Genomic DNA, 18083 nt, shown 5'->3' with positions numbered 1-18083 from the left:
CGAAAACGATCCGGCCACATCAGCCAAGACCTTGAATCATTGGGAGGAAGAAGCATGCGAAAGGGATTAATGGGCATTGCCGCCGTCGCGCTGATGGCACTAACGGGTGCAGCCCATGCGCAAGACAAGAAGGTAACGATCGGCGTGTCGATCCCCGCGGCCGACCATGGCTGGACCGCCGGTGTCGTGTTCCACGCCGAGCGCGTTGCAAAGCTGCTCATGGAGCGGCATCCGGGCCTCAACGTCATCGTCAAAACCTCGCCCGATCCGGCGAGCCAGGCCAACGCGGTGCAGGACCTCGAGACGCAGGGAATCGACGCTCTCGTGATCCTGCCGACCGACCCGGATCCGCTGGTCAATGCGATCAAGGAAGTCAAGGGCAAAGGCACCTTCGTGGCGCTGGTGGACCGCGCGCCCTCGACCAACGACAACAGCGTGCGTGACCTCTATGTCGCCGGCAACAACCCGGCGCTCGGGCAGGTCGCCGGCGAATACATCAAGGCCACGACCCCGGAAGCCAAGGTGGTCGTCATTCGCGGCCTGCCGATCCCGATCGACCAGCAGCGCCAGGACGGCTTCGACCAGGGCATCGCCGGCTCCAAGGTCGAAATCCTCGATCGCCAATACGGCAACTGGAACCGCGACGACGCCTTCAAGGTCATGCAGGACTACCTGACCAAGTATCCGCAGATCGACGTCGTATGGTGCCAGGACGACGACATGGCCGTCGGCGTGCTGCAGGCGATCGACCAGGCCAAGCGCACCGACATCCAGTACGTGGTCGCCGGAGCCGGTTCGAAGGACATGATCAAGAAGGTCATGGACGGCGACAAGATGATCCCGGTCGACGTGCTCTACCCGCCGGCAATGGTCGGCACGGCGCTCGAAATGACCGCTGCCAACTTCTACGGGCAGGTTCCGGTTCGCGGCACCTACACGATCGACGCGACGCTGGTGACCCAGGAAAACGCCAAGGACTTCTATTTCCCCGATTCGCCGTTCTGATCGGGCCTCAGAGATAGCGAAGACAAGGCCTGCCGCGGACCTTTCGCGGCGGGCCGTTTGATTTGGAGTGCAGCGCAAGGGGCTCCCCCCCCCCGCTGCTCTGCCGGGCAGCGGGGGGCTTCCCCGCCGCCCGACCCATATGCCGCGCCACCGCTCACCCCGCCGGAAACACCGCCACCACCTTTAACCCCCGACCGCCCTCGCCCTCCTCCAGCCGCATCGTCCCGCCGTAGAGCGTTGCGATCTCCTCGACGATCGGCAGGCCGAGTCCCGTGCCGGGCGTTTCCTCGCCGCCGCGCCGGAAGCGCTTGAGCACCGCCTCACGCATCTGCGCCGGAATGCCCGGGCCATTATCCTCCACTTCCAGGAGGACCGAGTGGTCCCGGCTCTCTACGCGTACGGTGACCTCCGCGCCGCGGCCCGCATAGAGCAGGGCATTGCCGATCAGGTTCTTCAGGAGCTCGCCAACCAGCAGAGGTTCGGCGCGTATCCAGTGTTCGCCTTCGCCGGCAAAACCGAGGTCGATACCGGCCTCGCCTGCCGCCGGGACATGGTCCGCAGTGACGGCGCGAGCAAGTCCGACGAGCTCGACGCGCACCAAGCCCCGCGCCTCGTCCCGCCCGGCGGCATCGATCTTCGCCATCAGCAGCAGCTGCGCGAGAATGCGCTCAGCATTGGCGACGGCTTCATCCGCCTTCATCGCGGCCGTCCGCGTTTCCTCGATCGTCGTCGCCCGCTGCGCCAGAGCAAGCTGCGTGCGGATGATCGCAAGCGGTGTCCTGAGCTGATGGCTGGCATTGCCGGTGAAGTGCCGAAGCGCATCGAGCGCCGATTGCAGGCGGACCATGAAGGAGTTGACGGTTTCGACGAGCCCCTGGACTTCGTTCGGCACCCGCTCGCCGATCGGGTGCAGATCGTCGGGACTGCGCGCGGCGATCGCATCGCCAAGACGGTAGAGGGGCCTCAGCGAGAAAGTGACGGCGACCCATACGATCACCGCCGCCCCGGCGATCATCAGCCCCAGACGCAGGGCCGAGCGGATGAGGATGGTCCGTGCGAGCTGGCGTCGGGCGATCGTCGTCTCGGCCACGGTGACGACGAAGGGAACGGAATTGACGCCGGTGGAGGCGGAGCGTCTGAGCGCCGCGACACGGATCGGCTCGCCGCGAAAGACGGAGTCGGCAAAGGTCGCCGATTGGCCGGTGCCTTCGGGAAGCGACGGCAGGGCCTGGTAACCGGTGATGAACCGACCGGGGGGCCCGTCCACCCGGTAGAAGACCCGGTCCTGCGCCGCGGATGTCAGCATCTCCAGCGCAACATAGGGAATATCGACCTGCAGCGAGCCGTCTTCGGCGACGACCACCCTCTCGGCGATCGCCAGTGCCGAGCCGGCGAGCACCCGGTCGGAAACAGCGTCCGCCGTCTTGACCGCTTCGCGGTAGGTATCCATCAGCGCGACGACGCCGATCACCGCGGTCGAGATCAGGAGCCAGCCGAGCAGCCTGCGCCGCAACGAATAGACCGCCTTCGTCACTCCGGGGGCTTTCATTCGGGACCGGCCGTCTTGTCGAGATAATAGCCGATGCCCCGGGCGGTGCGAACGGTGAGGCCGTAAGGCGCGAGGCGCTTGCGCAGCCGGCTCACATATTGCTCGATCGCATTGGGGCTCAAATCGTCGTCCAGGCCCGTCAGCGACTGCACGATCGCGTCCTTGGCGACGACCTTTCCGGCGCGCATGAACAGGAGCTCGAGAAGACCGAGCTCGCGCGCCGGAATTTCGATCGGCATGCCGCCCGAGGTGAAACTCCGCGACGTGAGATCGAGCGAGACATTGCCGTAGCTGACGACGGAGGCGCGCAAGCCCGCCTGCCGGCGAAGCAGAACCCGCACGCGAGCCTCGAACTCACCGATGTCGAAGGGCTTGATCAGGTAATCGTCGGCGCCGAGATCGAGGCCCCTGACGCGCTCCTCCGGCGTGCCGCGCGCCGTCAGGATCAGAACCGCCGCTCGGTTCTGCCTTGCCCGCATGGCGCGCAGCACGTCGAGCCCATCCATTTCCGGCAGGTTCAAATCGAGGATCACGAGATCGAAGCTTTCGGCGGCCGCGACCGCATCGGCGGACGCACCGTCGCTCACGACGTCGACGGCATAGCCGCTTCCCCGCAGAAGCGTCGAAAGACCCTCCGCCAGGGCCCGATTGTCCTCAACCAGCAAGATACGCAATATCGCCTCTCCCCGAAACCACCTTACCGGTCGCGAGCTTGCTTGTGAACGGCAACGCTCTGAGGCATTGTGGATTCATGCGGTTCTTGATTTCTCTCGGTTTTTTGATCCTGTCGACCGCGCTGGCGGAGGCCGCGGCGACGCTCTTCCCGGCTCTCTCGGGTGAGGCGGCCGCACCGGTCCTGACCGTCTATTCCTCGCTGGACGAACCCTTGGCGAGACCGATGATCGGCGGCTTCCAGAAGGCCAATCCGGACGTCGCGGTCCGCTACGAAGACATGCTGACCGGCGAAATCTACGACAGAATCGTCAAAGAGACCGATGCCGGCGAGAAGACCGCAGATTTCGCCTTTTCCTCGGCCATGGATTTGCAGGTCAAGCTCAGCAACGACGGTTATGCGCAACGCAGCGACCTGCCGATGAGCGGGCGCTGGCCGGCCTGGGCGAACTGGCGCAATACGGCCTACGCGCTGACCTTCGAACCGGCCGTCTTCGTCTATCACAAGCCGAGCTTCAGGGACGAGCGGCCGCCGGCGACGCGCGCCGAATTCGTCGATTACCTCAAGCGGAAGGGAAACGCCGTCTTCGGCCGCATCGGCACCTACGACATCGAACGTTCCGGCGTCGGCTTCCTTTTCATGTCGCGAGATCAGGAACAGTTCGGCGACATCTGGACCGTGATCCGGACGATGGGGGCGGCCGGAGTGAAACTCTATTCGACCAGTCAGGCGATCCTCGAGAGGATCTCCGACGGGCGCTTCGTCCTCGGCTACAACATCCTCGGCTCCTATGCGGCCGACTGGGCATCGCGCCATCCGGATGTCGGCATCGTTCTTCCGAAAGACTACACGGTCGTGATGTCGCGCATCGGGCTGGTGCCGCAGGCCGCGGCCGACCCTGAACTCGGCCGGCGCTATCTCGAATTCTTCATGTCGAAGGAAGGCCAGACGATCATGGCGCGCGAGCTGCAGATCCCGGCCGTCAGTCCCGATGTCGCCGGCGAGAATACCGCGAACACCATGCGGGAAATGCTCGGAGGTCAGTTGAAACCCGTGCCGGTCAGTCCCGGACTTATGGTCTATCTCGACCAGGTCAAGCGGGCGCGGCTGATTGCCCGCTGGAACGAGATGCTGCGCCTGCAGTGAATAAATCGCCAGGCAAACATGTCATTTACGCGAAGCGGACTTGATGTCAGGTTAATGTCAGCTTTCTATGTTGCTTAGGGTCACCGGCGAACCGTGGAGGCGGGCGCCGGCGCGTATCGGGAGGAATCACCAGTCCGGTCTATGGTCGCCGCTGACGTCGACCAACCGCTTCTCCCGTTCGCGAACGATAATCAGCGTGCGCGTGACGAAAGCGCGCCTCACGGAGGACCGACCTTGAAACACTTCTTTCTCGCATCCATTCTCGCCGGCGCACTCGCTCTGCCGGCCTATGCCGCCGACTACACGATCATTGCGCCGGCCAATCCCGGCGGCGGTTGGGATCAGACCGCCCGGTCCATGCAGACCGTCATGCAGCAGGAAGGCATTTCCGGCAACGTGCAGGTTCAGAACGTTCCGGGCGCCGGCGGCACGATCGGCCTCGCGCAGTTCGCGAGCCAGCAGAAGGGCAACCCGAATGCGCTTCTCGTCGGCGGCTACGTCATGGTCGGCGCGATCCTCACCAACAATTCGCCGGTGACGCTCAAAGACGTGACGCCGATCGCGCGACTCACGGGCGAATATGAGGCAATCGTCGTTCCCGCCGCCTCCGAGATCCAGACGATGAAAGATCTCGTCGAGGCGCTGAAGAAGGACCCGGGCGCCGTTTCCTGGGCAGGCGGCTCGGCCGGCGGCACCGACCACATCGCGGTCGGTCTCATCGCCAAGGCCGCCGGCGTCGATCCGACCAAGATCAATTACATCGCCTATTCCGGCGGCGGCGAAGCGCTCGCCGCGATCCTCGGCAGCCAGGTGACCGCCGGGATTTCCGGCTATGGCGAATTCGAGTCGCAGGTTAAGGCCGGGACGCTCCGCCTGCTCGCCGTATCGAGCGCTGAGCGCATCGAAGGCATCGACGCGCCGACCCTGAAGGAATCTGGCCTCGATGTCGTCGTCGAAAACTGGCGCATGGTCGCCGCCGCCCCGGGCCTCACGGAAGAACAGAAGGCCGCGGTCTCGGCCGATGTCGAGAAACTTGCCAAATCCGCAAGCTGGCAGGAAGTTCTGAAGAGCAAGGGCTGGCAGGACACTTATCTCGCCGGTGAGGCCTTCGAGGAGCAGCTCGGCAAGGACATTTCCGCAACCGAAACCGTCCTCAAGGACATCGGACTGGTCAAATGAACAAGGGGAACAACCCTACCGTCGAAACGCGCCGCCCCGATTGGGCGGCGCTGATCATCGCTGCCGTTCTCGCGGTGATCGCGGGCGTGATCTTTTGGGACGTATCGCGTCTGAGCGGCCTTGCGGGTTACTCGCAAGTCGGGCCCGTGACTGTTCCCTATGCGATCGCCTGCGGTCTCATCGCCCTTGCGGTCTGGACGGCGATCGAAGCCTGGCGCGGTGACTTTCCCGAACGCGACCACCAGCAATTCGGGCCGGTCGTCTGGATCGTCGCCGGGCTTGCGGCGCAGATGCTGCTCTTGAACACGCTCGGCTTTTCGATCGCAACCGGCGTTCTCTTCGCCCTCACGGCACGCGGCTTCGGCAAACGCAAACTATGGCTGACGGTACCGGTCGGCGTCGCGTTCAGCTTCGTCGTCTGGGCGATCTTCGCCAAGCTCCTGCAATTGTCGCTGCCCGCAGGGCCGCTTGAACGCCTGTTCTTCTAAAGAGGCCGACAACCATGGGTACTTTCGATTTCCTGCTGCAGGGGCTGCTGGTCGCTGCCCAGCCGATGAACCTTCTCTACGCGCTCATCGGCGTAACGCTCGGCACCGCCGTCGGCGTGCTCCCCGGCATCGGCCCGGCCTTGACCGTCGCACTGCTTTTGCCGGTCACTTATCGGCTCGATCCGGCCGGGTCGCTCATCATGTTCGCCGGCATCTACTATGGGGGCATGTATGGCGGTTCGACGACGTCGATCCTGCTCAACACGCCGGGTGAAAGCGCCTCGATCGTCACGGCGCTCGAGGGCAACAAAATGGCCCGCGCCGGGCGCGGCGGCCCAGCGCTTGCAACGGCGGCCATCGGCTCCTTCGTCGCCGGGCTCATCGCCACGCTCGGCCTCGCGTTCATAGCGCCCTACATCGTCAAGCTGGCGCTCGTCTTCGGGCCGCGCGAATATTTCGCATTGATGGTGCTCGCTTTCGTCACCGTCTCCTCAGCCTTCGGCGATTCGACGCTGCGTGGGCTTACCTCGCTCTTCATCGGCCTGGCGCTTGCCTGCATCGGCATCGACCAACTGACCGGCCAGACGCGCCTCTCCTTCGGCGTCCCCGACCTTCTCGACGGCATCGAGGTAACGACGCTCGCCGTCGCCATGTTCGCCATCGGCGAGACGCTGTTCATCGCCGCGCAGGGCGATCGCGGTCCGGATAAGGTGGAAGCAGTGAAGGGCTCGGTCTGGATGAGCGCCACGGATTGGGCACGCTCCTGGAAGCCGTGGCTGCGCGGCACCTTCATCGGTTTTCCCATCGGCGCCATGCCGGCCGGCGGCGCCGAGATCGGCACCTTCCTCTCCTATGCGGCGGAGAAGCGCCTGACCAAGCACCCGGAGGAATTCGGCAACGGCGCCATCGAGGGCGTGGCTGGCCCGGAAGCCGCCAACAACGCTTCTGCGGCGGGCACTCTGGTGCCGCTCCTGACGCTCGGTCTGCCGACGACTGCGACGGCTGCGATCATGCTCGCCGGCTTCCAGCAATACGGGCTTCAGCCGGGGCCGCTGCTCTTCGCAACCAACCCTCAGCTCGTCTGGGGCCTGATCGCAAGCCTCCTTATCGCCAATTTCATGCTGCTCGTGCTCAACCTGCCGCTGATCGGGCTCTGGGTCAGGCTTTTGACGATCCCGAAACCGTGGCTCTATGCGGGTATCCTGCTCTTCGCGACGCTCGGCACCATTGGCGCAAATCCGTCGGTGTTCGAGCTCGGCATGCTGCTGGCCTTCGGCCTGCTCGGCTACGTCATGCGCGTCTTCGGCTATCCGATCGCGCCGGTCGTCGTCGGCCTGATCCTCGGGCCGCTCGCCGAGCAGCAGCTCCGCAGGGCGCTCTCGATCAGCCAGGGCGATATCACCGTGCTCTTCACTTCGCCGATCGCGGCCGTGCTCCTGGTGATCGCCGCACTCGCGCTTGTCGTGCCGCTGATCCTTAGGGCCCGCGGCCGCGGCGAAGTTCTTGCGCAGCTCGCCGCCAGCGAAGACTGAGCCTGCGCCCGTACTCCTTCAGGCCCGCCGGCAGCGCCGTCGGGCCTGCTTTCGTTGCATGGCTGGGCTGATGTTTTGTGCATTGCAAAACGACCCTGCCGGGCCCATCTTTTGCTCATCGAACAGAAAACGAAAGCGAGCAAAGAGATGACCAGCAAGAACCGCATGGGCTTCATCGGCCGCGCCTTCGCCGTACTCGGCGCCGCAACCGCTGCGGCCGCCGCCGTCGAAGGGCACCGTCGCCCCAAGGCGCAGGATCTCCGTATCCTCGGGATCGACCCGGCAAATTTCCCTGACAACCGCCGCAGCTGACCTCAAGCGGGCCAGCGCCTCAACATGGAACGGGACCGCGCCGACACAAGATGGCGGCGCGCCGTGTCGGAACCGCGCACCCATCACACCCGCCGACGGCTTCAGCCGCAATAGGCTGCGGTGGTCCTCCGGCCCGCTGCGCCGGACGGGCACACCCCGCGGAAGTACGACTTCTGCCACTTCTCCTGCACCGCCTCGGATTTCGGATCGTTCAGCCCCCGTTGAAGCTGTTCCGGCTCTCCGACCAGCCCTTGTATTCGCCCTCGAGCTCCGGATTTTCCGATAGTTTACGCATGCTGTCGCGTGGCTCGGCGAAGTCGTACCGGCAAGCTGCGATGTACCCGCGATCGTGCACCCCGCAGGGTATAACGGCGGCCTCTTCAGGCGGCCGATCTTATAAAAAAATGGCGCCGACGGGGCGTCGGCGCCATGAAATGCCTCGGGAGAGATCAGGCGACCTTGGCGACCTGCGTCGGTACGCTCGAAACTGTCTTCAGGATGACCGAAGCGATCTGGTAGGGGTCGCCCTGGGAGTTCGGGCGGCGGTCTTCGAGATAGCCGCGGTAGCCGTTGTTGACGAAGCTGTGCGGGACGCGGATCGAGGCGCCGCGATCGGCCACGCCGTAGCTGAACTTGTCCCAAGGCGCAGTCTCGTGCTTGCCGGTCAGGCGCATGTGGTTGTCCGGGCCGTAGACGCTGATGTGGTCGTGCAGGTTCTTCTCGAAGGCTGCCATCAGCGCTTCGAAATAATCCTTGCCGCCGACTTCGCGCATATAGGCGGTCGAAAAGTTGGCGTGCATGCCGGAGCCGTTCCAGTCCGTATCGCCGAGCGGCTTGCAGTGGAACTCGACGTCGATGCCGTATTTCTCCGTCAGGCGCAGAAGGAGGTAGCGCGCCAGCCAGACTTCGTCGGCAGCCTTTTTGGAGCCCTTTCCGAAGACCTGGAATTCCCACTGACCCTTGGCCACTTCGGCGTTGATGCCTTCGTGATTGATGCCCGCGGCGAGGCAGATGTCGAGGTGCTCTTCGACGATCTGGCGTGCGATGTCGCCGACATTCTTATAGCCGACGCCGGTATAGTAAGGACCCTGCGGCGCCGGATAACCCTGCTCCGGGAAGCCCAGCGGGCGACCGTTCTTGTAAAAGAAATATTCCTGCTCGAAGCCGAACCAGGCGCTTTCGTCGTCGAGGATCGTCGCGCGGGTATTGGACGGGTGCGGCGTCTTACCGTCCGGCATCATGACCTCGCACATGACCAATGCGCCATTCGTGCGGACCGGATCGGGATAAACGGCAACCGGCTTCAGCACGCAATCGGAGCTGCGGCCCTCGGCCTGCATGGTCGAGCTGCCGTCGAAGCCCCAGAGCGGAAGCTGCTCGAGCGTCGGAAACGCATCGAATTCCTTGATCTGCGTCTTCCCGCGAAGATTTGCTACGGGCGTGTAACCATCGAGCCAGATGTACTCGAGCTTAAATTTGGTCATTATCGAATCTCTCTAACGTGGTGCTTGCAGTCTGAGCAAATCCTGACGCGGCCTCAGCGCCACATGCGCTCAACCGCCAGGGAACGATTCCCGTGAAGCATCAAACGTGCCAGTTGGGCGGCTTGGGGGATTCTTTTTCGGGCGGCGTCACCGCCTCGGAGCGAATCGGTGCGGCGCGTACGGCGGACGCAGCCTCAGAGACTCGTCGGCATTGCCGCCCAAGGCTCGGCACCCTCCTCGGATCGGAGGCAGCCTGAGTGGAAAAACATGCGGCGAATTCAAAACGATACGGCGACCCCCCGCCTCCGGACCGGCGCCCAGAGCCGTTTTGGCCGCAAGTCCGTTTCGGCGCTCCGCGGCAGGAAAACCTCTGCCTAAAGAATGTCGGACAGGTGCCGCTGCCTAAAAAAGCGCACCCGCCACCAAGGCGTCAGCGCGAGCGCTGGAGAATGCTTGCGATTCCGGCAGGGAATTGAACGAATTTTCGGCAATTCGCGTAAATCATGTGCAAATCCCACTTGGTTGCACTATGTTTCTCCTTAGAACTCACGGGAGACCAGAGCATGGCCACGAGTCTTGACGGCAAGTCTGCGACGATCCTGAAGTTTCCGGCAGCAGTGTCGCGGAAGGCCGAGGAGCGGCGTTCCGAAATCCAGCGCAAACCGGACCTCACTCCGTCGGATGCGTGCGCCGCCGTCGATGGCTGCTGGTATCACGAAGAGGCCCTGAGCGACGAAACGAAGCACTGAAGCGGGCGGTTATCCCCGCTCACCGCCGCCCGCCGACCTCATCGATATGGTTCAGCATATCGGCTGGATCCTCGAAAATGCGGTAGGCGCCCGCATGTCGCAACTCCTCGTGTCCGTAGCCTCCGCTCAGCAGGCCGATGGCCAGAGCACGGCAGCGCACCGCCGCCAGCATGTCCCAGATACTGTCGCCGACCACCACCGCCGTCTCTATCGGGGCTCCGAGCTGTTCGGCGGCGGCGAGAAAGAGATCCGGATCGGGCTTGGCATATTTGACGAGGTCTCGCGTCACGACCGGCACGACCGCCGGATCGACGCCGAGCGCGGCGAGATTGACGGCGGCAGTCTCCATCCGCCCGCTCGTTGCGATCGCATAGGAGATCCTCGCATCGGTGAGCCACGTTAGAAGCTCGCGCGCGCCGGGCAATGGCCTTATGCTGTCCGCCTGCCGCCTGTAGGCCTCGGCGTGGCGTTGCCGCAATCGCGCAACCCTGTCACCGCTGATTTCCATACTCGTTTCGCGCAGCAGCTGGTCGGTGAAGAGCCCGCCGCTCATGCCGATCTTGCGATGGATGCGCCAGACCGAAAGGTCGATCCCCTCTGCGTCGAGGGCTTCCTTCCAGGCAAGCACGTGCTGATAGACGCTGTCGACGAGTGTGCCGTCCAGATCGAACAGGAAGACGGGTTCCATGCGCATGTTCTTTCTCCCGGTTGCTACTGCATGTTTCCTTTAATCCTATTCGATTGAAGGGCAAAAACATGCAGCAGATCAAAGTGCTGCGACCTTTGCGCGTCTGACAAGAGGCGCGGCGCCGTAGGGTAGTCTCCGCTCGCCCGGCAAGACGCGCGATGGCCTCACCTGCGCAATATGTGTCGGGTTTGGCGGCGGGTACAGGCGGCCTTTCAACTTTCTCCTTGTGAACCTTGGTCGCGTCTGGCTGCAAACTCAGCTAACCCATCGCGTGACGAATTGTTTTCGACAATCGCGTGAGCAATGCCGGCCGGGAGGAGGCGACGAGTTTCCACGAAAGAACCGCCTGCGCCATTCGTTGCGGCAGCAACCCGACGGAGACGAACCAGGCTGCCAGCATGGCACGACGGCGCAGCGAGACGTTCATCTGCATGCTGGCGACGGCACCGTGAGCGGCGAGGCCGAGTCTCGAATCCGCGGCCACCGGATGGCGTCCGCTGTCAGTGCAGAGCGATGCGAGGCGCTCCTCCAGATGCACCGGGTCACGCAGGTTCGCATTCGGCGAAACCGACAGTCCGACATCGGCCGCCTGTTCGTTAAGAGCATGCAGCCGGTGAAAATCATGCTCCACCCTCCAGCGCGCCCTCTGCCCGAGTTTTTCGGCGAAGACGGAATGATTGCTGCCGTGCATCCGGTAGGCGCCGAGGCAGGCTTCGAGCGACGTTACCTTTCCGTAGAGCGGGGCGAGCGTGACCAGATAGCCGTCGGCGCCCTGCCGGAACTCGGTTTCCGGAACCGGCATGATGACATCGAGAGCCGAGCGTGCAAAAGCCAGTCCGCTGGTGACCGTCGTCTGGTATCGTGCGCGGCGCGCCAGTTGCGGCGTTACGTCGCCGGAGTCGAACGGGACCTCCGGGGGCGGGAAGATATCCTTGACGCGCAGGTCCTCGTCCACCAGATGCAGCCGGAACTGCATCTGGGCCGTGTCGTCACCCCATTGGGCAAGCAATTCGGAAACGGCAGCCGGGTAAAGATAGTCGTCGGCGTCGAGGAAGAGAACGATCGCCCCACGACTTGCAGCGAAACCGGTGTTGAACGCTGCTGCGTGGCCGCCATTTTCCTCCCGGAGGCAGGCCCTGATCCGCCCGCCGTAGGACTCGATCACCTCGGACGACCCGTCGGTCGACGCATCGTCGACGACGACAACCTCGACATGCGCGTAGTCCTGGCCGAGGGCGCTGTCGATCGCACGGCTCAGGAACCGCGCATAGTTGTAATTCGCTATGATAATTGAGACGGGAAGACGGTCTCGGATGGAATGCATCGCAGTGAACCTCGCTTTTCGGCTTTGGTCGCGGCGAACCTTCTCATGCAGGTCCGTGAAGGGTGATGCCCGTCCCGAATGCACAGCCTCTTGAGCTGCGGTGAAGACGATCGGCGCAGTTGCGCGGCGGGCGGGCGGCGAAGATCGTGCTCGATCCTGCGTGAGCCTCTCCAGTTTTGTGGCATTTGAGTGACCGCTGCAGCGGCACGCCGGTCTGCAGCCTTACCGTGCCGATGATCGGACCTATGCCCGAATAGGCAGCAAAGCGACCTCGGTTGACGCGCCTCCGGCGGCTGATATACCAGTTTTGCAGCCAAACGACGCAGGGAGGAAGCCGCGTGGATGCCAGACACCCCAGGTACGTGACGGTAATTGCCACGCGATTCACGGCGCAAGGCGCAACCTTGCGGCCTGCGAACGCGATGCCGGTCGCAGGCACCGGACAAGCAGGTCCCGGAAAAGGATGGGCCTTCTGATGCGGCTTTCGAGTAAGACGATCGACCGCCTGCCGGGCACCGTAAAAAGGCCCGATTACGACCTCGGGGCAGTTACTGTCGGCATCGTCCACCTCGGCATCGGCGCCTTTCATCGCGCCCACCAGGCCGTGTACACCGATGCGCTGCTCTCCGAGGACCCGTCCTGGGGCATTTGCGGCGTCTCGCTGCGCAGCCCGGAGACCCGCGACGCGCTTCAACCGCAAGACGGGCTCTACACTCTTGCGGTCCAGGACGGCGGCGGAACGGAGCTCAGCGTCGTCGGCAGCGTCGTCGAACTACTTTGCGCACCGGAGGATCCCGAAGCCGTGCTCCGCCGCATGGCAGATCCGGCCACGCGCATCGTGTCGCTGACGATTACGGAAAAGGGCTATTGCCACAATCCGGCAACCGGCACGCTCGACGAAAGCCACCCGGATATCGTCCACGATCTCGCGGACACGGCTCGCCCGCGTTCCGCGATCGGCTTCATCGTGGAGGCGATGTCGCGCCGCGTCAGCGCCGGTATCGCGCCCTTCGCGCTGCTCTCCTGCGATAATCTCCCGGGGAACGGTCACGTCCTGAAGCGTATCGTCACGCAGTTCGCGGCGTTGCGCGATCCCGCCCTCGCCGCCGCTATTGGCAACATCGCGTCGCCTTCGACGATGGTGGACCGCATCGTTCCGGCCACCACCGACGCCGACCGGAGCGCGGTCGCCGCAGCACTGGGGCTCGAAGATGCCTGGCCGATCATGACCGAACCCTTCCGGCAATGGGTGATCGAGGAGGAATTCCCGCTTGGCCGCCCGGCCTGGGAGAAGGCGGGAGCGCTCTTCGTCCAGGACGTTTCCGCCTTCGAGTTCATGAAACTCCGGCTTCTGAACGGAAGCCATTCCACGCTTGCCTATCTCGGCTATCTTGCCGGTGCCGAGACGGTGGCGGACGCCATGGCGCTTGCGGGCATGGAAGCGTTGATCGAAGGGCTGATGCGCGACGAGGTGAGCCCGACCCTTCCGGAACTGCCCGGCTTCGACCTTCCGGCCTATCGGGCCGAACTGCTTCAGCGCTTTCGCAATCCGGCGCTTCGCCACCGCACCTGGCAGATCGCCATGGACGGCTCGCAGAAGCTGCCGCAGCGCCTTCTCGGCTCAATCCGCGACCGGCTGCAGGCCGGGGCCGGCTATGACCGGCTGGCGCTTGGGGTTGCCGCCTGGATGCGCTATGCGCGCGGCCTGGACGAGGGGGGCCGTCCCATCGACGTGCGCGATCCGCATGCCGCCCGGATTGCCGGGCTGGCGCAGGGAATTGACGAGCCGGATCGCATCGTCGATGCCTTTCTGACGATGACGGACGTCTTCGGCACGGACCTTCCGGCGAGCACTTCGTTCCGTGCGGCGCTGATCAAGGCGCTGGATGGGCTCCTCCGGAACGGGTCGGCGGCAACGCTGCGAAGCTTTCAGAGTTAAAGGCAGGCGGAGGAGGGCCATGTTCGACCTCAGCGGCAAGACGGCACTCGTTACCGGCGGCGGACGCGGCCTCGGGCTGGAAATGGCCAAGGCGCTCGCGAGGGCCGGCGCCTGGGCGGTGATCAACGGCCGCAACGGCCAGAACCTTCAGGAGGTGCGCGAACGGCTTCAGGGCGATGGGATCGAGATCGGGATTGCGGCCGGCGACATAACCCGCGATGCCGGGGCAATCATTGCTGCCACCGTCGAGAAGACAGGCGGGCTCGATATTCTGATACACGCGGTCGGCGAACGCGACCGCCGCGGAACGGAAGCCATGGAGCCGCACGAATTCGCTGCCCTGTTGAACACCGACCTTACGGCGGCTTACGCCGTGGCAAAGTCTGCGCTGCCCTATCTCAGGCGTTCGTCCGCCGGGCGACTGATCTTCGTGACCTCGATTGCCGCCTTCGCGGCGCGGGCGGGCGATCCCGCCTATACGGCGGCGAAGGGCGGGCTCTCGGCGCTGACGCGTTCCCTGGCGGTCGAGCTCGGCACCGACAATCTCACAGTCAACGCAATCGCGCCCGGCTGGTTCGCAACCGAGACGAATGCGCATCTCGCAGCCGATCCGGCGCTCAAGGCCTTCGTCGACATGCGCATTCCGCTGAAGCGATGGGGGCGGCCGGAAGAGATCGCCCCAGCCGCCGTTTTCCTCGCTTCCCCGGCCGCGAGCTTCGTCAACGGAATCACCCTCACTGTTGACGGCGGGATGACCGTTCAGATGTGAGGATTGGCAGATGCCGGCAGGCCAGAGGGGGATAACCCGCAGCCCCTAACCCGCCTTCGTCTCCTCGTTCCCCCTGAGAAGATGGATCAGCGCAGAGAAATCGTCGCCCCCGTGGCCGAGCTTCTCGAAGAGGCTGTAGAGCTGCGTCGCCTGCGCGCCCATCGGAGTTGCCGCACCGCTGGCGCTGGCAGCCTGCTGCGAGAGTTTCAGGTCCTTGAGCATGAGACTCGCGGCGAAACCCGGTTTGTAGCCACCATTGGCAGGCGAGGTCGGAACCGGACCGGGCACCGGGCAATAGGACGTCAGCGACCAGCACTGCCCCGACGAAGTCGAGGCCACGTCGAAGAGCGCCTGGTGCGAGAGGCCGAGCCGCTCGGCGAGCACGAAGGCCTCGCAGACCGCCGCCATGGAGACCCCGAGGATCATATTGTTGCAGATCTTCGCCGCCTGGCCGGCGCCGGCGTCGCCGCAATGGACGATCTTCTTGCCCATGGCTTCGAGCAGGTGCTTGCCGCGCGAAAAGGCGCCCTCGCTCCCTCCGACCATGAAGGTCAACGTAGCGGCCGCCGCCCCGGCGGTGCCGCCGGACACCGGCGCGTCGAGCGAAGGGCAGCCGGCCTTTTCCGCAAGGCCGTGCACCTTGCGCGCACTCTCGACATCAATCGTCGAGCTGTCGATCAGAAGCGTGCCGGGATCGACGAAGCCGAGCAATTCGTCCCATACGTAAAGAACATGCGTACTCGCCGGCAGCATGGTGATGACGCACTCCATCTCGCGCACGGCCTGGGCGATCGAGCCGGCGACGGAGACGCCCGTCCTGGCGGCGGCATTGCGCGAGGCTTCCGAAAGGTCGAAGCCGGTTACCGCGTGGCCCGCCTTCACCAGATTGGCGGCCATCGGCCCGCCCATATTGCCAAGCCCGATAAAGGCGATCTTCGTCATCTTGCCTCTCCTCCTCAACTGATACTGTCGCAAACAACCGATGCGCCGGCGGCGTTACGCCTACCCGGCAAAAAGCGGCTTGCCGTCGTTCCTTCCGAACCGGGCGAGCACATCGGGCGTAACTTCGGAAAGCCCTACGGACCATTTCGGGCGCCGGTCCTTGTCGATCACCGCCGCCCTGACCCCTTCGTAGAAATCCGGATTGGAAAGCATGCCAAGGGTCGCGGCATATTCCCGTTCAAGGCATTGGTTGAGGGTTGCGCTGGAGCGCCCTGCCCTTAGAAGCGACAGCGTCAGTTTGAGGCTAATCGCCGACCGGGTCTTCAGGAGTTCGAGCGTCTCGCGCGCGAAATCCGACCCCTCCGTCTCCAGCGCCGCGAGAATCTCTTCGACGCTATCGAAGGCGAAGCAGCGGTCGATGACGGGCAGGTGGTCGAGCAGAGCCGATGCCGGAGGCTCGTTCGAAACGGCGCGGATCAGTGCCGAGATGTCGTCGGCCGTGGCCGACGCGGAAAGCTCGAAGAGCCTCGCAAGGAGTTCGCCGATCTTCCCCGACGGCACGAAGCTGTCGGCAAGCCGCGCATGGATTGCCGCCGCAGCACCGATATCGCGGCCCGTCAGTCCGAGATAGGTTCCGAATTCGCCGGGCGCACGCGGCAGGAGCCAGGTTGCGCCGACATCGGTGAAATAGCCGATTCCCGTTTCCGGCATGGCGAACCGCGTCCTCTCGGTCACGACACGGTGGCTGCCGTGGGAAGAAACGCCGACGCCGCCGCCCATGACGATGCCGTCCATGATCGCGATATACGGCTTGGGATAGGCCGAGATCCGGCTGTTGACGATGAACTCCTCGCGCCAGAACTGCGCACCTTCCTCTGGTCGTTCGCGGCCGCTTTCGTAGATCATGCGGATGTCGCCGCCGGCGCAGAGGCCCCGTTCGCCCTCCCCCGTGACAAGCACTGCGGCGACCGCCGGATCGCGCTCGAATTCGGTAAGAGCCGCAGCGATGGCGCGGATCATCGTGCGGTTGAGGCTGTTCAGTGCGCGTGGACGGTTGAGCCGCAGCCTGCCGATCGCGCCTTGGCGTTCGACAATGACCTCCGGAAGCGTGGTCTGCATTTCCATCGAAAATCCTTCCTATTTCCGTCCCATGATCGCACGCGACACGATCAGCCGCATGATCTCGTTGGTACCTTCGAGTATCTGGTGCACCCTCAGGTCGCGGACAATCTTCTCGACTCCGTACTCGGCGAGATAGCCGTAGCCGCCATGCAATTGCAGTGCGTCATTGGCGACAGCAAAGCAGCGATCCGTGACAAAACGTTTGGCCATGGCGCAGAGCTTCGTCGCCTCCGCATCCGCCGCATCGAGCGCGGAGGCCGCCCGCCAGAGGAAGGTCCGGGCGATTTCGAGGTCCGTCGCCATATCGGCAAGGCGGAACTGCAGCGCCTGGAATTCGCCGATCGCCTTTCCGAAAGCCCGCCTTTCCTGAGCATAGGCGAGCGCCTTGTCGAAAGCGGATTGCGCGCCGCCAAGCGAAGCGGCGGCGATGTTGAGCCGGCCGCCGTCGAGGCCGGCCATGGCGATCCTGAAGCCCTCGCCCTCCGCCCCAAGGCGGTTCGCCAGGGGAACGCGAACATTGTCGAGCATCACTGCCCGCGTCGGCTGGGCATGCCAGCCCATCTTCTTCTCGTTGGCACCGAAGGTGAGCCCCGAAGCTTCCTTCTCGACGATAAAGGCGGAGATACCCTTCGGCCCCTCCTCGCCAGTGCGAGCCATGACGATATAGAGGCCGGACTCGCCGGCGCCGGAAATGAACTGTTTCTGGCCGGTAAGCAGGTAGGCGTCGCCCTCGCGCACCGCCTTTGTCTTGAGTGCGGCCGCGTCCGAGCCGGAGCCGGGCTCCGTCAGGCAGTAGCTCGCCAGAACCCCCATCGTGAGAAGCGGCGGAAGCAGGCGGCGGCGCTGCTCGTCCGTGCCGTAGCGGTCGATCATACCGGCGCACATATTGTGGATCGAAACGAAAGAGGCGATCGCCGGGCAGCCGGTCGCGAGCGCCTCGATGATCATTGCCGCGTCGAGGCGGGTAAGTCCCGTTCCGCCGACATCGTCGCGGACATAGATGCCGGCCATTCCGAGCGCAGCCGCCGCGCGCAACGTCTCCACCGGAAAATGCTTCTGCTGATCCCAGTCGACGGCGTGGGGCGCGATCTCATCCCGCGCAAAATCGAGCGCCATCGTGCGGATGGCCTCCTGTTCCTCCGACAGGCGAAAATCCATATGCATGTCCTCCTGACCGCATAG

Annotated in this window: 17 protein-coding genes; 9 read left to right on the top strand and 8 right to left on the bottom strand. The window is 64.3% G+C overall.

Annotation, left to right across the window (positions count from 1 at the left end; genetic code table 11):
- Positions 1-54 precede the first annotated feature (54 nt).
- Positions 55-1005 (top strand): substrate-binding domain-containing protein, encoded by a 951-nt coding sequence (locus tag SINAR_RS0106945; protein ID WP_027998421.1) that lies wholly within the window; start codon positions 55-57, stop codon positions 1003-1005.
- Positions 1006-1159: 154 nt separating this feature from the next.
- Here SINAR_RS0106945 and SINAR_RS0106940 read toward each other — a convergent pair whose 3' ends face one another.
- Both SINAR_RS0106940 and SINAR_RS0106935 read right to left on the bottom strand, forming a co-directional pair.
- A complete protein-coding gene (locus SINAR_RS0106940) occupies positions 1160-2554 on the bottom strand; it encodes a sensor histidine kinase (protein WP_027998420.1) in 1395 nt (464 codons plus the stop codon).
- Entirely contained in the window at positions 2551-3228 is a 678-nt protein-coding gene (locus SINAR_RS0106935) for a response regulator (protein ID WP_027998419.1), read from the bottom strand. The genes SINAR_RS0106940 and SINAR_RS0106935 overlap by 4 nt, the downstream gene beginning before the upstream one ends.
- Positions 3229-3305: 77 nt before the next feature.
- Between SINAR_RS0106935 and SINAR_RS0106930 the strand changes: the two genes are divergently transcribed.
- From SINAR_RS0106930 to SINAR_RS01000000133105, 5 genes are all read left to right on the top strand, one after another.
- Complete coding sequence (locus SINAR_RS0106930; RefSeq protein ID WP_027998418.1) at positions 3306-4373, top strand: ABC transporter substrate-binding protein; 1068 nt, start codon at positions 3306-3308, stop codon at positions 4371-4373.
- Between the two features lie 234 nt (positions 4374-4607).
- A complete protein-coding gene (locus tag SINAR_RS0106925) occupies positions 4608-5552 on the top strand; it encodes a Bug family tripartite tricarboxylate transporter substrate binding protein (protein WP_027998417.1) in 945 nt (314 codons plus the stop codon).
- Positions 5549-6040, top strand: coding sequence for a tripartite tricarboxylate transporter TctB family protein (locus tag SINAR_RS0106920; protein ID WP_027998416.1), 492 nt, complete (start codon positions 5549-5551; stop codon positions 6038-6040). The genes SINAR_RS0106925 and SINAR_RS0106920 overlap by 4 nt, the downstream gene beginning before the upstream one ends.
- Positions 6041-6054: 14 nt before the next feature.
- Positions 6055-7572: a tripartite tricarboxylate transporter permease gene (locus SINAR_RS0106915; protein WP_027998415.1), complete on the top strand. Its 1518-nt coding sequence runs from the start codon at positions 6055-6057 to the stop codon at positions 7570-7572.
- A gap of 147 nt (positions 7573-7719) precedes the next feature.
- Complete coding sequence (locus SINAR_RS01000000133105) at positions 7720-7884, top strand: hypothetical protein (RefSeq protein ID WP_150852000.1); 165 nt, start codon at positions 7720-7722, stop codon at positions 7882-7884.
- 449 nt (positions 7885-8333) lie between these two features.
- On the opposite strand, the gene SINAR_RS0106905 is transcribed toward SINAR_RS01000000133105, so the two are convergent.
- Positions 8334-9368, bottom strand: a complete 1035-nt coding sequence (locus tag SINAR_RS0106905) for a glutamine synthetase beta-grasp domain-containing protein (protein ID WP_027998414.1) — start codon at positions 9366-9368, stop codon at positions 8334-8336.
- 563 nt (positions 9369-9931) lie between these two features.
- On the opposite strand from SINAR_RS0106905, the gene SINAR_RS0106900 reads away from it, so the two are divergent.
- Complete coding sequence (locus SINAR_RS0106900) at positions 9932-10117, top strand: DUF2735 domain-containing protein (RefSeq protein WP_027998413.1); 186 nt, start codon at positions 9932-9934, stop codon at positions 10115-10117.
- Between the two features lie 19 nt (positions 10118-10136).
- On the opposite strand, the gene SINAR_RS0106895 is transcribed toward SINAR_RS0106900, so the two are convergent.
- On the bottom strand, positions 10137-10811 hold the full coding sequence (locus tag SINAR_RS0106895) for an HAD family hydrolase (RefSeq protein WP_027998412.1): 675 nt from the start codon (positions 10809-10811) through the stop codon (positions 10137-10139).
- 253 nt (positions 10812-11064) lie between these two features.
- A complete protein-coding gene (locus SINAR_RS0106890) occupies positions 11065-12129 on the bottom strand; it encodes a glycosyltransferase family 2 protein (protein WP_027998411.1) in 1065 nt (354 codons plus the stop codon).
- A gap of 463 nt (positions 12130-12592) precedes the next feature.
- On the opposite strand from SINAR_RS0106890, the gene SINAR_RS0106885 reads away from it, so the two are divergent.
- Complete coding sequence (locus SINAR_RS0106885) at positions 12593-14068, top strand: mannitol dehydrogenase family protein (protein WP_027998410.1); 1476 nt, start codon at positions 12593-12595, stop codon at positions 14066-14068.
- A 19-nt stretch (positions 14069-14087) separates the two neighbouring features.
- Positions 14088-14837 (top strand): SDR family oxidoreductase, encoded by a 750-nt coding sequence (locus tag SINAR_RS0106880; protein ID WP_027998409.1) that lies wholly within the window; start codon positions 14088-14090, stop codon positions 14835-14837.
- Between the two features lie 45 nt (positions 14838-14882).
- Here SINAR_RS0106880 and mmsB read toward each other — a convergent pair whose 3' ends face one another.
- Genes mmsB through SINAR_RS0106865 form a run of 3 tightly spaced genes read right to left on the bottom strand, consistent with a single transcriptional unit; the run spans position 14883 to position 18059 of the window.
- Positions 14883-15779 carry a 3-hydroxyisobutyrate dehydrogenase gene (gene mmsB, locus SINAR_RS0106875; RefSeq protein ID WP_027998408.1) on the bottom strand — a complete coding sequence of 299 codons (897 nt, stop codon included), beginning with the start codon at positions 15777-15779 and terminating at the stop codon, positions 14883-14885.
- 60 nt (positions 15780-15839) lie between these two features.
- Positions 15840-16904 (bottom strand): enoyl-CoA hydratase/isomerase family protein, encoded by a 1065-nt coding sequence (locus tag SINAR_RS0106870; RefSeq protein ID WP_027998407.1) that lies wholly within the window; start codon positions 16902-16904, stop codon positions 15840-15842.
- A 12-nt stretch (positions 16905-16916) separates the two neighbouring features.
- Positions 16917-18059 carry an isobutyryl-CoA dehydrogenase gene (locus SINAR_RS0106865; protein WP_027998406.1) on the bottom strand — a complete coding sequence of 381 codons (1143 nt, stop codon included), beginning with the start codon at positions 18057-18059 and terminating at the stop codon, positions 16917-16919.
- Positions 18060-18083: the final 24 nt, after the last annotated feature.

The sequence above is a fragment of the Sinorhizobium arboris LMG 14919 genome, from assembly GCF_000427465.1.
Classification (GTDB): Bacteria; Pseudomonadota; Alphaproteobacteria; order Rhizobiales; family Rhizobiaceae; genus Sinorhizobium; species Sinorhizobium arboris.
Note: the sequence above shows the minus strand (reverse complement) of the source record. Positions and strands in the feature narration are given on the sequence as shown.